12 protein-coding genes are annotated in these 13,650 nt (G+C 43.5%); 9 read left to right on the top strand and 3 right to left on the bottom strand.

Annotation, left to right across the window (positions count from 1 at the left end; translation table 11 throughout):
* Nucleotides 1-104: 104 nt before the first annotated feature.
* From ACO05V_RS20405 to ACO05V_RS20385, 5 genes are all read left to right on the top strand, one after another.
* Nucleotides 105-3,158: a type I restriction endonuclease subunit R gene (locus tag ACO05V_RS20405; RefSeq protein ID WP_421855936.1), complete on the top strand. Its 3,054-nt coding sequence runs from the start codon at nucleotides 105-107 to the stop codon at nucleotides 3,156-3,158.
* A gap of 17 nt (nucleotides 3,159-3,175) precedes the next feature.
* The gene (gene dinD, locus ACO05V_RS20400; RefSeq protein ID WP_421855934.1) at nucleotides 3,176-4,021 is read left to right on the top strand and encodes a DNA damage-inducible protein D; all 846 of its coding nucleotides are present in this window, start codon (nucleotides 3,176-3,178) and stop codon (nucleotides 4,019-4,021) included.
* An 84-nt stretch (nucleotides 4,022-4,105) separates the two neighbouring features.
* Nucleotides 4,106-5,320, top strand: a complete 1,215-nt coding sequence (locus ACO05V_RS20395) for a restriction endonuclease subunit S (RefSeq protein WP_421855932.1) — start codon at nucleotides 4,106-4,108, stop codon at nucleotides 5,318-5,320.
* Nucleotides 5,317-6,501 carry an AAA family ATPase gene (locus ACO05V_RS20390; protein ID WP_421855930.1) on the top strand — a complete coding sequence of 395 codons (1,185 nt, stop codon included), beginning with the start codon at nucleotides 5,317-5,319 and terminating at the stop codon, nucleotides 6,499-6,501. The genes ACO05V_RS20395 and ACO05V_RS20390 overlap by 4 nt, the downstream gene beginning before the upstream one ends.
* The gene (locus tag ACO05V_RS20385; protein ID WP_421855928.1) at nucleotides 6,498-8,129 is read left to right on the top strand and encodes a type I restriction-modification system subunit M; all 1,632 of its coding nucleotides are present in this window, start codon (nucleotides 6,498-6,500) and stop codon (nucleotides 8,127-8,129) included. Before ACO05V_RS20390 ends, ACO05V_RS20385 begins: the two co-directional genes overlap by 4 nt.
* Before the next feature lie 69 nt (nucleotides 8,130-8,198).
* Here the strand turns inward: ACO05V_RS20385 and ACO05V_RS20380 are convergent, their stop codons facing one another.
* Complete coding sequence (locus ACO05V_RS20380) at nucleotides 8,199-9,311, bottom strand: PLP-dependent aminotransferase family protein (protein ID WP_421855926.1); 1,113 nt, start codon at nucleotides 9,309-9,311, stop codon at nucleotides 8,199-8,201.
* A 165-nt stretch (nucleotides 9,312-9,476) separates the two neighbouring features.
* Entirely contained in the window at nucleotides 9,477-9,641 is a 165-nt protein-coding gene (locus tag ACO05V_RS20375) for a GntR family transcriptional regulator (RefSeq protein WP_421855924.1), read from the bottom strand.
* Nucleotides 9,642-9,874: 233 nt separating this feature from the next.
* Here ACO05V_RS20375 and ACO05V_RS20370 point away from each other — a divergent pair, with 233 nt between their 5' ends.
* A complete protein-coding gene (locus ACO05V_RS20370) occupies nucleotides 9,875-10,786 on the top strand; it encodes an EamA family transporter (RefSeq protein WP_421855922.1) in 912 nt (303 codons plus the stop codon).
* Nucleotides 10,762-11,403 (top strand): LysE family translocator, encoded by a 642-nt coding sequence (locus tag ACO05V_RS20365; RefSeq protein ID WP_421855920.1) that lies wholly within the window; start codon nucleotides 10,762-10,764, stop codon nucleotides 11,401-11,403. Before ACO05V_RS20370 ends, ACO05V_RS20365 begins: the two co-directional genes overlap by 25 nt.
* A gap of 6 nt (nucleotides 11,404-11,409) precedes the next feature.
* Here ACO05V_RS20365 and ACO05V_RS20360 read toward each other — a convergent pair whose 3' ends face one another.
* Nucleotides 11,410-12,231, bottom strand: coding sequence for a LysR family transcriptional regulator (locus ACO05V_RS20360; protein ID WP_421855918.1), 822 nt, complete (start codon nucleotides 12,229-12,231; stop codon nucleotides 11,410-11,412).
* Nucleotides 12,232-12,334: 103 nt separating this feature from the next.
* Here ACO05V_RS20360 and ACO05V_RS20355 point away from each other — a divergent pair, with 103 nt between their 5' ends.
* Both ACO05V_RS20355 and epmA read left to right on the top strand, forming a co-directional pair.
* Nucleotides 12,335-12,547 (top strand): hypothetical protein, encoded by a 213-nt coding sequence (locus tag ACO05V_RS20355; protein WP_421855916.1) that lies wholly within the window; start codon nucleotides 12,335-12,337, stop codon nucleotides 12,545-12,547.
* A 69-nt stretch (nucleotides 12,548-12,616) separates the two neighbouring features.
* Nucleotides 12,617-13,594, top strand: coding sequence for an EF-P lysine aminoacylase EpmA (gene epmA, locus ACO05V_RS20350; protein ID WP_421855914.1), 978 nt, complete (start codon nucleotides 12,617-12,619; stop codon nucleotides 13,592-13,594).
* Nucleotides 13,595-13,650: the final 56 nt, after the last annotated feature.

Raw genomic sequence — 13,650 nt, 5'->3', positions numbered from 1 at the left:
TGTGTAAACAACAACATCATATTTTTTTGAAAGTTGATGAAGATAAATTACTTATCAATGCTAAAATTATCGAGTTTAAAAAATGGATAGTGTAGGGCGAACTCATGATTAAAGAGCATAGTATAGAAAATAACCTTATTGCCAAGCTGCAGGGACTCAAATACAGCTATCGCCCAGATATCTGCGATAAAGTCACACTCGAACAAAATTTTCGTGAAAAATTTGAAGCCCTTAACTACGTCAAGCTGACAGATTCCGAGTTCGCCCGCCTACGCGATGAAATCGTCAATGCCGATGTCTTTTCAGCTGCCAAAACCCTGCGGGAACGCAATACGTTTCAGCGTGATGACGGCACGCCCCTGCAATACACCTTGGTTAATATCAAAGATTGGTGCAAAAACGACTTTGAAGTCATCAATCAATTACGCATCAATACCGATAATAGTCATCATCGTTACGACGTTATTTTGTTAATCAACGGTGTTCCTGTGGTGCAAATTGAGCTGAAAACCTTAGAGCTGTCACCGCGCCGCGCTATGGAGCAAATTGTCGAATACAAAAACGACATTGGAAATGGTTATACCAACACACTGTTGTGTTTTATGCAGCTTTTCATTGTCAGCAATCAAAGTAACACGCTCTATTTTGCCAACAATCATAATCAGCATTTCAGTTTTAATGCCGATGAACGTTTTCTGCCTATCTATCAACTTGCCCGTGAAGACAACTCCAAGATCACGCATCTGGATGATTTTGCTGATCATTTCTTAAAAAAATGTACCCTAGGCCAGATGATAAGCCGTTATATGGTGTTGGTGGCTAGCGAACAAAAGTTGATGATCATGCGTCCGTACCAAATCTATGCAGTGAAAGCGATTGTCGATTGCATTCACCAAAATCGTGGCAATGGTTACATCTGGCACACCACTGGCAGCGGTAAAACCCTGACATCATTTAAGACTTCCACGTTACTGAAAGACAATCCAGACATTGATAAATGCCTTTTTGTGGTCGACCGTAAAGATCTTGACCGCCAGACCCGTGAGGAATTCAACAAGTTTCAAGAAGGTTGTGTCGAAGAAAATACCAACACCGAAGCCTTAGTAAGACGCATGTTATCGGAAGACTATGCCGATAAAGTCATCGTCACCACCATTCAAAAGCTTGGCCTTGCGCTGGATGAAAACAGCAAGCGCAACCAACAACACAAACAAAATGACAAACAAACCTACAAAGAGCGCCTTGAGCCACTACGCGACAAAAGAATCGTCTTTATCTTCGATGAATGCCATCGCTCTCAATTTGGTGATAACCATCAAGCAATCAAAGCCTTCTTCCCAAAGGCACAATTGTTTGGTTTCACGGGTACACCGATATTTCCAGAAAACTCCACCTATAAACAGTTTGATGGCACCATAGGGTCGTACAAAACCACCGAAGATATTTTCCAACAACAATTACATCCCTACACCATTACCAATGCCATTGATGACCGCAATGTGCTGCGTTTTCATATTGATTATTTTGGCGAAAAGGCTAAAGGCCAAAACTTAAAAGGGCAGAATAAAACGAAACCTAAGCTGCCATCGCCTGAATCTGTTGTCGCTGAAATACTAAAAAAACACGATGCTGCTACCAATCACCGCCGCTTTAACGCGATATTGGCCACTGCCTCAATCAACAACGCCATTGAGTATTACCAGTTATTTAAACAGGCCCAGCAACAAAAACTGGCCGAAGATGAGAACTACATGCCACTCAATATCGCTTGTGTGTTTTCACCACCTGCCGAAGGCAACAAAGATGTACAACAGTTACAAGAAGATTTAGTGACTGAAAAGGAAGACAACAAGCAAGCACCAGAAGAAAAGAAAGCTGCACTAAAAACCATTATTGCCGACTACAACAAGCAATACGGCACCAACCACACCATCAATGAGTTTGATCTGTATTATCAGGACGTGCAGCAACGTATCAAAGACCAGAAATACAGCAATGCCGATTACCCACATAAAAACAAAATCGACATTGTTATCGTGGTAGATATGTTGCTCACAGGCTTTGATTCCAAATACCTCAACACTCTGTATGTGGATAAGAACCTAAAGTACCACGGCTTGATTCAAGCCTTTTCACGTACCAACCGTGTGCTCAACGATACTAAGCCTTATGGCAATATTCTTGACTTTCGTTATCAGGAAGAAGCCGTTAATACTGCAATTGCTCGATTCTCAGGGCAGGATAAAGACCGCGCCAAAGAAATCTGGTTGGTCGATCCTGCACCCAAAGTCATTGAAAAATATCAACAGGCTGTCGCGGCAATGAGCCAGTTTATAGCCCAAAGTGGTGCTCAAGGGGAGGCCAAAATAAATGGGAACACCGGCAAAGTATGTGAGCCAGAAGCCGTTTACAACCTTAAAGGTGACGCCGCACGTATTGAATTTATCAATCGTTTCAAAGAAGTACAGCGTCTAAAACCCCAGCTCGATCAATACACTGACCTTGACGACACGCAAAAAGAGACTATCAATACCCTATTGCCCGAAGATGACCTGCGAGCTTTAAGAGGCTCCTATCTGGAAACCGCTCAGCGTCTGAAAGCCCAGCAAGCCAAAGGTAGTGATGACCCTAACGATCCGATACAACAGCTCGAATTTGAATTGGTGTTGTTTGCCTCTGCCGTCATCGATTACGACTACATTATGGGGCTAATCGCCAAATCTACCGATGATGATAAACCCAGTAAACACAAAATGAGTCGTCAACAACTGATTGATTTAATCAGCTCCAGCGCAAATTTGATGGATGAACGCGACGATATTGTGGCTTATATCAACAGCCTGCCAACCGATAAAAGCCTGACGGAAAAAATCATTCGTGAAGGTTACCAACAATTCAAGGCTGAAAAATCCGCCAACGAACTCGCCGCTATCGCAGAACAACACGGTATAGAACGTCAAGCCTTACAAGGCTTTGTTGACAGCATTATGGATCGTATGATCTTTGACGGCGAGCAACTCAGCGAATTACTGGAGCCGTTAAATCTGGGATGGAAAGCACGTACACAAGCCGAGCTGGCATTGATGGAAGAATTGTTACCATTACTCAACAAACTCGCCCAAGGGCGTGAAATCGCAGGGCTAGCGGCCTATGAATAACCCGCAAGGAGCACACAATGAAAAATGACATGATCCATACCCTGACAGAGAGCTTTGAAGGTCACGCTCAACAGACAGAAAACGGCATAGAATATTGGCTGGCCAGGGATTTACAACACCTGCTCGGCTATAGCAAGTGGGATAACTTCCTCAACGCCATATCCAAAGCGAAGACGGCCTGCGAAGTGTCGGATCATGACATCGCCGACCATTTTGCTGACGTCGGGAAAATGGTCGAACTTGGCTCTGGTAGCCAGAGGGAGATTAGCGATATTATGCTGACGCGCTACGCCTGTTATCTCATTGCCCAAAATGGTGACCCAGCCAAACAAGCGATTGCCTTTGCTCAAACCTACTTCGCCATGCAGACCCGCAAGGCAGAGTTGATTGAGCTGCGTCTATTGGAAGCGGAACGGGTAACGGCGCGCAAAAAGCTGTCTGCTACCGAAAAAGAATTGTCGGATGTGATTTTTGAGCAAACTGGCGACAACCAGAACTTTGCGCTTATTCGCAGCAAAGGTGATACTGCCCTGTTTGGCAAAAATACCAAAGCTATGAAAGCTCAATGGCAGGTACCGGACAATCGCCCATTGGCGGATTTTGCTCCCACTATCATCCTCAAGGCCAAAGACTTTGCCACTGAAATCACCATACACAATGCCCGCGAACAGGCGATGAATCGTGAACAACATATCTCCCAAGAGCATGTCACCAACAACGAAGCCGTGCGCCAAACCCTGCTAAGCCGAGGCATTCGCCCAGAAAGCCTAGCTCCCGCCGAAGATGTGAAAAAGGTCGAACGGCGTTTGGCATCGGCGGAAAAGAAAGCGCTAAAAAATCCCAATGGGTTGGAGAGCGAATGAGTTATAACAAAATATTAATACCATTGTTAAATAAGCTCGACCAAGGGCCTGATATTTCGAGATTGGCAGCGTATGGGTAATAATATGGAACAAGAATTAGTACCAGAGCTGCGTTTTCCTGAGTTTGAGGATGCGGGGGAATGGGAACCTAAAAAGCTTGGCGATAAAGAGGTATCTGACTTTGTAAAAAAGAGACTTTCCTTGGGCGAGCTCTCTATAGAAACGTATGTTAGTACTGAGAATATCTTGGCAGATTTTAGTGGAATTGCAGTAGCTTCAAAATTGCCGCCTTCCGGTTCGTTTACAGCCTATAAACGTGGTGACATTTTACTCGCGAATATTCGCCCTTACTTAAAAAAGGTTTGGGTAGCGAACAGAAGCGGCGGTGCTTCAAATGATGTGGTTGTTGTTCGGCCTAAGAATGGTAACGCCTTTTTATCCTGTATTTTAAAGAATGAAGTATTTATAAACTATGTCATGCAGGGAGCTAAAGGCGTAAAAATGCCAAGAGGCGATATTGCTCTTATGAAGGAATATTCAATTGCAGTACCAAGTCTAGAAGAACAACAAAAAATCGCAGATTGCCTGTCTTCTCTCGATGAACTGATCACAGCGAACACCCAAAAATACGAAGCACTACAATCCTATAAAAAAGGCTTAATGCAAAACCTCTTTCCCTACGAGGGTGAAACCGTTCCGAAACTTCGTTTTCCTGAGTTTGAGGATGCGGGGGAGTGGGTGGAAGAGCCGCTGGAGAAAGTTGCCAAATATGAAAATGGAAAAGCCCACGAGCAAGGTATTACTGAATCTGGTGATTTTGTTGTCGTAAATTCAAAATTCATTTCAACGAATGGAGAAGTGAAAAAGTATACCAACGAAGTGTTTTGTCTTGCTAGAAAAGGGGACATATTAATGGTTCTTAGTGATGTTCCGAATGGAAGAGCCATAGCTAAGTGTTTCTTTGTGGATGCTGATAATCACTACACCGTTAATCAGAGGATTTGCAAATTAACCCCTAAAAAGGCAGTCAGTATCATGCTTTTCTATTCACTAAATAGAAACCCGTATTTCCTAGCTTTTGATGATGGCGTGAAACAAACTAATTTAAAAAAAGATGATGTTTTAAATTGTCCGCTTTTGCTACCAAAAGATATCGAGGAACAACAAAAAATCGCTGATTGCCTCTCATCTATTGATGACCTAATCACCGCGCAAGCTCAGAAGATTGAAGAGTTAAAAGCCCATAAAAAAGGATTGATGCAGCAGCTTTTTCCTTCTGTTAATGAGGTGAGAGCATGAGTGGGGTTCGCACCTATCAAAATCTGAATAGTCTGGTAACCCGATTGCGCGATGACCTAAACGATAAGGAGTTGGTTCTTTTGTACGCCTACAACCGTACAGGCAAGACTCGGTTGTCGATGGATTTTAAAGATCAAGGAAAACGTAAAAATAACGGGAAATCAGACACGTTATATTTTAACGCCTTCACTGAAGACTTATTTACCTGGGAAAACGATCTTGAAAATGATTCTGCACGCGGATTAAAAGTGAACTATGACTCCAGATTCTTTGATGGTTTTTCAAGCTTAGGGCTTGAACCGACTATCGATGAATACCTTAGTCGGTATGCTGATTTTGGTTTCGATTTTGATTACAAAGAAATTCGACAAGGGGATGAAACATTCTCCAAACCTTATTTTGTGAAATTCAGCAAAGACAAACAGGAAAACATCAAAATTTCGCGAGGTGAAGAAAGCATTTTTATATGGTGCATATTTATGGCGATCTGCGAGCGGATTCTTGATAGCCACGAATCTTATCAATGGGTCAAATATATTTATGTTGATGATCCGATTTCTTCTCTTGATGATAACAATGCCGTCGCGATTACCTGTGATTTAGCCAAACTTCTTCGCCGTGCGACAAACCGTAAAAACGAGAGTAGTATATCGAACCCACTTAAAATCGTAGTTTCTTCTCATCATTCATTATTTTTTAATGTGATGTGCAATGAGATTGGTAGAGCGAAGGAAAACGAACCTAAGGTAAAACACAGACGCTACTTTCTCCATCGTCCTAATAGCGAGGGCATCTATACTCTTCAGCCTACCGAAGACACGCCTTTTTTTCATCATGTCGCCAGTCTTGCCGAATTGCAAAAAGCAGCCGATCCAGAAACGGGTAAGCTATACACATTTCACTTCAATGCTCTGCGTAGCATTATGGAAAAGACCGCTGCTTTTTTTGGGCATTCAGACATCTCTTTTTGCCTCAAGAAGATCGACAATGATGATAATAGAGCACTGTTTAACCGTGTTCTTAACCTACTTAGTCACGGCAGTTATGCCATTTTTGAACCTACTCCAATGGGTGAAGATAACCAGAACCTGTTTCGACAGATTCTTAAAGATTTTATTGCCAGCTTTCAGTTTGACCTGCCGAAAATATTTGCTGAGCCTTCAGCAAGGAAACCAACATGACCGAACACGATTTAAACAAACTAGGCAGTACCCTTTGGGGTATTGCTGACGATTTACGCGGCGCGATGAACGCGGATGATTTTCGCGATTATATGTTGTCCTTTCTGTTCTTACGTTATCTGTCTGACAATTACGAAACCGCCGCAAAAAGGGAATTGGGACCGGATTATCCGCAGCTTGAGGACGAAGATAAACGTGCGCCGTTAAGTGTGTGGTATGAACAAAACGAAGAGGATATTCCAGAGTTTGAAAAGCAAATGCGTCGTAAAGTGCATTATGTGATTGAACCCGCGCATTTGTGGAGCAATATCGCCGAGCTGGCCAGAACACAGCATGATGATCTTTTGCTCACCTTGCAGCAGGGCTTCAAATACATCGAAAACAAATCCTTTGAAAACAGTTTTCAGGGTTTGTTCTCGGAGATTAATCTGGATTCGGAAAAGCTGGGCAAAAACTACAGCCTTAGAAATGCAAAGCTTTGTACCATTATTACTAAAATTGCCGAAGGCATTGCGGGATTTTCAACCAATAGCGATGTGCTTGGTGACGCCTATGAATATTTGATCGGGCAATTCGCCGCCGGTTCGGGTAAAAAAGCGGGCGAATTTTATACGCCGCAGCAAATTTCAACCATATTGTCTGAGATTGTCACGCTGGATAGTCAGGAACCGGCGATGGGCAAGAAGAACAAGCTGAATAAGGTATTAGACTTCGCCTGCGGTTCTGGTTCGTTGTTGTTAAATGTGCGTAATAAGCTGAAAGAGGCGGGTGGCAGTATTGGTCGAATCTATGGGCAGGAAACCAACATTACCACCTATAACCTTGCGCGCATGAATATGCTGTTGCATGGAATGAAAGACTCCGAATTCGAGATTCATCATGGTGATTCACTGCTGAATGATTGGGATTTACTCAATGAAATGAATCCCGCTAAAAAGCTGCTATGTGATGCCGTGGTCGCCAACCCTCCCTTTAGTTACCGCTGGGAGCCAAATGAAGCCCTTGGGGAGAATTTCCGCTTTAAAGGTTATGGTCTAGCACCGAAGTCCGCCGCTGACTTTGCCTTCTTATTGCATGGTTTTCACTTTTTAAGTGACGAAGGCACGATGGCGATTATCCTGCCCCATGGTGTCTTATTTCGTGGTGGCGCCGAAGCGCGTATTCGCACCAAATTGTTAAAAGATGGCCATATCGATACCGTTATCGGATTACCGGCTAATTTGTTTTTCTCTACCGGCATACCTGTTTGTATTCTTGTTCTAAAGAAATGTAAAAAACCTGATGATGTGTTGTTTATTAATGCCAGTGAGTATTTTGAAAAAGGCAAACGTCAAAATAAATTGCGCGAAGGGGTGGATGGTGAGCCAAACGATATTGATAAGATAGTCAGCACTTATCAATATCGTAAGGAAGAGGATCGTTATTCGCGTCGAGTTTCAATGGACGAAATCGAGAAGAATGATTTCAACCTAAATATTTCAAGGTATGTGAGTACCGCTAAGAAAGAGAAAAGTATCAATTTATATGAAACCAACGAGCGGTTAATGGATATTGAAAAATCCATTAACAAAGCAAAGGCTGAGCACAACAAGTTTCTCGAAGAGCTTGGGTTACCGCTTTTGCCTTAGCTTTTCCCTTACCTCGTTCCCACTCTGAAGTGTGGGAACGAGGAACGTATAAATTTAGTTGTTAGTACATTATCTTGATGCTGTTATTTCCATCTTTGAGTTAAGCAATTGCTCAATCATGTCGCATAAGCTGATCAATTGTTGATAAGTACTGTGTTTATCCCCAGTGTTTTGCAGCGGCCAACCGCAGTTTATTCGGAAGCAATCATGGTAGAAGTCATGGGTGCTGAAGCACGCGCCGCTGCGGATGTCGATGCCCTGTTTATTGGCTTCTTTTTCAAGCTGTACCGCATTTAGGCTGGGGATTTGCACCCAAAGCACAATCCCGCCTTGTGGCGCACTGATTTTCGCTGTTGCGGGCAAGTGCTCGATCAAAAATTGCTGGTAATGGTAGATGTGTTGGTTCAATACCGTACGTATTTTATTCACATGAGAGCGATATTCACCGGTGTTGATAAATTCCGCCATGCAAGACTGTATAAGTCCGTTGACGCCAAAGCTGGTTAAGGCATGTTGATTGAGATAAGGCGTTAAATATCGACCCGGAACACACCAACCAAGTCGCAGTCCTGCGGCTAAGGTTTTTGAAAAAGAACCACACCAAATCACGTAACCGGCTTTATCCCAATATTTTGCTGGTAGCGTTTGTTGTTTCTGGTGGCTTAATTCGAAATAGACGTCGTCTTCTATCATCGGTGTTTTGTATTGCGCGGCAAGTGTCGCGAGAGCTTGTTTTTGCTCAACGGGCAGCGTCATTCCGCTTGGATTCATATTCGATGTGCTAAACAGAGAGGCTTTTATCAAACCTTGTTGCATCAAGGTTTCTAGGTGATCTAAATCCAAGCCTTTGTCACTAATAGGAATTTCAATCACTTTACGAGATAGAGCGCTGAGTAAATCGAGTAAGCCACTAAAACAGGGGGAGCTAATGGCAATAGTGTCGCCTTCTTTCGTCACGCTTTCTATCGCCAGTTTTACTGCATCGATACAGCCATTGGTAATCACAAAGTCGGCTGCTGAAAAGGCGAGATTGTCATGGCGGAAATGTTCCGCAAGGGCGCTTCTTAGGCCTTTGTCGCCTTGTGTTTCTGGGTATTGAAATAGGTGCTTTCCCGCTCTTTGGGTGACACGTTTAATGCTGCGTTGCAGTGCGACGCTCGGTTGTAATTCTGGTGAGATCATCGAGGTGCCAAGCGGGCTAAAAAGCGCCGAGGCGGGATTGTAGCCATTTAACGGCGCAAAGCGTTTCGGGTCCCGTTGTTCAATACTTTTGATGTTTAGACTTGGAAAAGTGGTGCTTTCTAATTGGTTGGCAACGAAGTACCCAGATTGTGGCTGTGCATAAATTCAACCCGTTTGTTGCAGGTAATCGTAGGCTTTAGTCGCCGTAGTCATGCTGACTTGATGTTGCTTCGCCATGGTTCGTAACGCTGGCAAGCGACTTCCGGCTGGGAGTCTTTGCGCTTGTATGTCGTCAATAAAATGCTGAGCAAGTGTTTCGTAAAGCGCCATAACCTCTCCAGAAATATTTCTCTTCCCTGAATTGTACTCTTATTTTTGTTAAAAATTGAATCTGTGTTCTTTTTTGTTTTCTAGTGATACTTCTATCTGAAGGAAATGCTTAGCTATGTTCAGTTACACGCGGTGTTTCTGTGAGGTAGGCGGTAGTTTCGAATAGAAACACCGCGTGTAATTGAGCGCCTTCGTTATTGTTTACAACAGATTTTATTTACTAGGAACGAATAATGAAACTACGAGACTTTGGGTTGCTGTTTGCTTTGATGGCGTTATGGGGACTGAACTTCAGTGTGATCAAGCTTGGCGTGAATAGTGTTCATCCTTTAGTGCTCACTGCGTTACGATTCAGTTTTGCGGTGTTTCCGTTGATATTTTTTATTAAAAAGCCAGACGTGCCGTGGCGTTATCTGATTGCTTATGGCTTGTCTTTTGGGGTCGGCGTTTGGGGGCTAACGACGTTATCGATTGGTGCAGGTGTCTCGGCGGGCATGGCGTCTTTGTTATTGGATATGAGTGTTGTTAGTAGCTTGCTGGTGGGTTGGTTATGTTTAAACGAAACCATTACTCGCAATAAGTTGCTTGGCGCTGGATTGGCGTTACTTGGGCTTGCTTTGATCATGTACTCCGAAGGTGGTTCGGTGACGGGCAAAGGCTTAGTGCTTGTATTAATGGCGTCGATGTTTTGGAGCGTTAATGGCTTGATTGTAAAGCGGGCGAATACCAAAGCTATTTTTGCTTTTAATATCTGGGGAATGTTGTTTGCACCTTTGCCTTTGTTGTTGCTTGCGGTTACTTTTGAAGGGACGCAAGTTATCACTGAGTTGCGGAATCAATTTACTCAATGGACGTTATTTTCGGTTTTGTTTCAAGCTTACCCGACGACATTGTTGGGTTACTGGTTTTGGAATAAGATGATCATGAAATATTCCGTTTCGACGGTCGCACCGATGACCTTGCTGGTGCCTGTGTTCGGTATTTTAGGTGGCTATTGGTTTTACGATGAATCAATAGAAACGAGTCAGGTCATTGCTGCTGGACTGATTTTATTAGGTTTGTTTGTCGGGCAAATGGCAATGCCGAAATTGAGTTTCTTGAAAAGATTGAGAGGTGATTCATGCAAGAAATCCACTATGTCCTGATATTAATCGGTGCGTTTGTTGCTATGGCGAGTCCTGGACCTGCGACTTTGGCGATTGCATCGACGTCAATGAATCAAAGGCGAGTACAAGGTTTGGCGTTGGCATCTGGGATATTAACAGGTTCACTATTTTGGTCTTGTTCGGCCGCCTTTGGTTTAGGCGCTGTGCTATATGCAAATGTCTGGCTATTCGAAAGCTTACGTTATGTTGGCGCAGTCTATTTATTATTTTTAGCGTACAAATCTTGTCGTTCAGCAATGGTGAATAAATCTGATTCGAGCAAAATGTTGGCCACGCTAGAGGTTAAACAAACCTCTTTACGCGCGGCTTATTTTCGTGGTTTGGCCATTCACTTAACCAATCCTAAAGCGATTTTGTTTCTAGGATCGTTGTTTGCTATGGGGATGCCGAGTTCAGTTTCTACGCAGGGTTTGTTGTCCGTAATTATCTTATTAACGATTCAAAGTGCCTGCATAAATTTTGGCTACGCTATGCTGTTTTCCAACCCAAGAATTCGCCAAGGCTATTTCAAAATGAAACGTGGCTTTGATGCTGCCTTTGCGCTGATGTTTGGCGCGGCGGGTATTAAAATACTGTTGAGTAAATTGGCTCCCTAGCTCGTTTTACAATTGGTCTAATGCCGTTCCGATGCGTTGGATCAATCTTCTTACCTCTGGCAGGTAGCGGTCTTCATGATGGGTCACCAACCATTGGTCGTGGCCTAATTCCTCAATAATATTTCCTACGCGCTGTAATTGTGGCTGGGCGTCACCAATAAACGTCGGGAGCAGCGCGATTCCTTTATTCTCAATAGCCAAATCAAGACTGTTTCTTGGATGGTTTACTTCGCAAGCAATATCTTTGTTATTGATATTGTTGTGAATCCAACGCGCTGACGGTGTATCAGCCATTACCTTTATATAAGAGTCTGGGACACTTTTTGTTGCATAAGGCGCGAACTCAACACGAGCTAATTTACGGCATACCAGCGACTCTTCTTTTGGTCGTTGATTGCGGATTCCTATAACGATCTCTCGGTGCGATATGTCGAGTACTTTTTCTGCAGAAACAAAACGTAGCAGGATGTCTGGCGGTGACCCCACGAGCATGTCTAGATTCTTAATTAACGAAAGTGTCGTCCAAGTACCCGCAGAAATTTTAACTAAGGGGCGAGCGCTTTGATTGGCTGGCGTTGTTTGGCGGTGAATCTGATGTTCAACCAAAGTTAGCTCGTCTAATAAACTTTTACCTTCCGGCGTCAATTCGTAGCCTCGATCATGCCTAATGAACAACTCGCGTTCCATGCTTCGTTCTAGCTCATACATTCTTCTGCCCAATGTTGCCGGGCTCCGCTGAGTCGATTTTGCCGCCGCCGAAAGGCCACCTTCTCGTGCTACGGCAAGGAAGAGTTTAAGATCATTCCAATCTATTTTCTTTTCATTCATGAAAAGTCCTTTTCTTTTTGTTTTATTGATGAAAAGAAAATATCTCGTACGCTATGAAGTCGTCAATAGTCATTAAGTTTTATGTCTGATTAGGGGAACGAAAATGGGTGATGAAGTTTATAAAAATCAGCAAGAGACTAAGTATCAAGGCCTTGGTAATGTGCCGTTTCCTAACGCTTCACAGTCACTTAAGCAGCGTGAGGAACAAGCTTTTTATGAAGCTAACAGCTGTGATCAGGGGCGATTAGCTTCATATCTAGCGGAGAAATATCGAACCGTCGTAAAAGTGATGAGTAAGTTGTTGAAGAGTAAATAGAAAAGAGAATGCTCTAATATTTAACGCTGTATTTGTTATGATGTCGTTTATTTTTCAGAGTGTTTTTCTATGTACGACGCTTCTTTATGGCAACCCAGTGCTGATCTCTCGATTTTGCAAAAACGTGCCCAGTTACTGAAAGCCATTCGCGCTTTTTTCGATGCGCGTCAGGTGATGGAGGTGGATACTCAGTGTCTGTCTCTGGGCAGTATTACCGATCCGCATATTGAAGTACTAAGCAGTCAGACACGTTCTCAAGGTAAAGACCTCACTTACTATCTGCAAACGTCCCCTGAATTCGCTATGAAGCGTTTATTATGCGCGGGTTCTGGCTCTATATATCAGTTGGGGAAAGTGTTTCGAGCCGAGGAAATAGGTCGCCGCCATAGTATCGAATTTACTATGTTGGAATGGTATCGAGTTGGTTTTGACCATTGGCAATTGATGGATGAGATTCAACACTTGCTGTCGGCGTTATTGAGTGATGAGGCGCTGACTTGCGAGCGACTTAGTTATCAAATGGCGTTTTTACGTCACACGGGATTGGATCCTTTCACAGCAACACTTTTCCAGCTACAAGAACACGCTCATGAATACACAGAATACGGTTTGCAGGAAGAGGATCGCGATACCTTGCTTGAGCTGTTATTTTCTAGCTTAGTCGAACCTGCTATTGGTAAATACGTGCCTTGTTTTATTCATAGTTATCCGGCGTCTCAGGCGGCACTTGCCAAAACGCATCTTGATGAAAAAGGCCAGTTAGTCGCTGCGCGATTTGAGCTTTATTGGCAAGGGATGGAGCTGGCTAACGGCTACCATGAACTGACAGATGCCAAGGAACAAGCAAGACGATTTGCTGAAGATAAACAGACTCGCAAGGAAATGCGTTTGGCGAACCGCCAGTTTGATGAGCGCTTAATCACCGCATTAGAAAATGGCTTGCCAGATTGTGCCGGCGTTGCGTTAGGAGCGGATCGCTTGTTGATGTTAATCTGTCATAAATCGCATATTGCTGAAGTGTTGCCGTTTGCTCATTCTAGGGCGTGATAACTTTTAGCCAAGTCGTATTTTGTACCGAGATAACGTCGCAATAATAACAAAGT

It is taken from the genome of Marinomonas sp. (assembly GCF_965225885.1).
Classification (GTDB): Bacteria; Pseudomonadota; Gammaproteobacteria; order Pseudomonadales; family Marinomonadaceae; genus Marinomonas.
This window is presented reverse-complemented; position numbering and strand designations above follow the sequence as displayed.

Bases quoted from the DNA above. Each gene is read 5' to 3' on its own strand.
- ACO05V_RS20405 (WP_421855936.1), top strand. From the start codon at position 105: ATGATTAAAGAGCATAGTATAGAAAATAACCTTATTGCCAAGCTGCAG.
- dinD (WP_421855934.1), top strand. From the start codon at position 3,176: ATGAAAAATGACATGATCCATACCCTGACAGAGAGCTTTGAAGGTCAC.
- ACO05V_RS20395 (WP_421855932.1), top strand. From the start codon at position 4,106: ATGGAACAAGAATTAGTACCAGAGCTGCGTTTTCCTGAGTTTGAGGAT.
- ACO05V_RS20390 (WP_421855930.1), top strand. From the start codon at position 5,317: ATGAGTGGGGTTCGCACCTATCAAAATCTGAATAGTCTGGTAACCCGA.
- ACO05V_RS20385 (WP_421855928.1), top strand. From the start codon at position 6,498: ATGACCGAACACGATTTAAACAAACTAGGCAGTACCCTTTGGGGTATT.
- ACO05V_RS20380 (WP_421855926.1), bottom strand. From the start codon at position 9,311: ATGATCTCACCAGAATTACAACCGAGCGTCGCACTGCAACGCAGCATT.
- ACO05V_RS20375 (WP_421855924.1), bottom strand. From the start codon at position 9,641: ATGGCGCTTTACGAAACACTTGCTCAGCATTTTATTGACGACATACAA.
- ACO05V_RS20370 (WP_421855922.1), top strand. From the start codon at position 9,875: ATGAAACTACGAGACTTTGGGTTGCTGTTTGCTTTGATGGCGTTATGG.
- ACO05V_RS20365 (WP_421855920.1), top strand. From the start codon at position 10,762: ATGCAAGAAATCCACTATGTCCTGATATTAATCGGTGCGTTTGTTGCT.
- ACO05V_RS20360 (WP_421855918.1), bottom strand. From the start codon at position 12,231: ATGAATGAAAAGAAAATAGATTGGAATGATCTTAAACTCTTCCTTGCC.
- ACO05V_RS20355 (WP_421855916.1), top strand. From the start codon at position 12,335: ATGGGTGATGAAGTTTATAAAAATCAGCAAGAGACTAAGTATCAAGGC.
- epmA (WP_421855914.1), top strand. From the start codon at position 12,617: ATGTACGACGCTTCTTTATGGCAACCCAGTGCTGATCTCTCGATTTTG.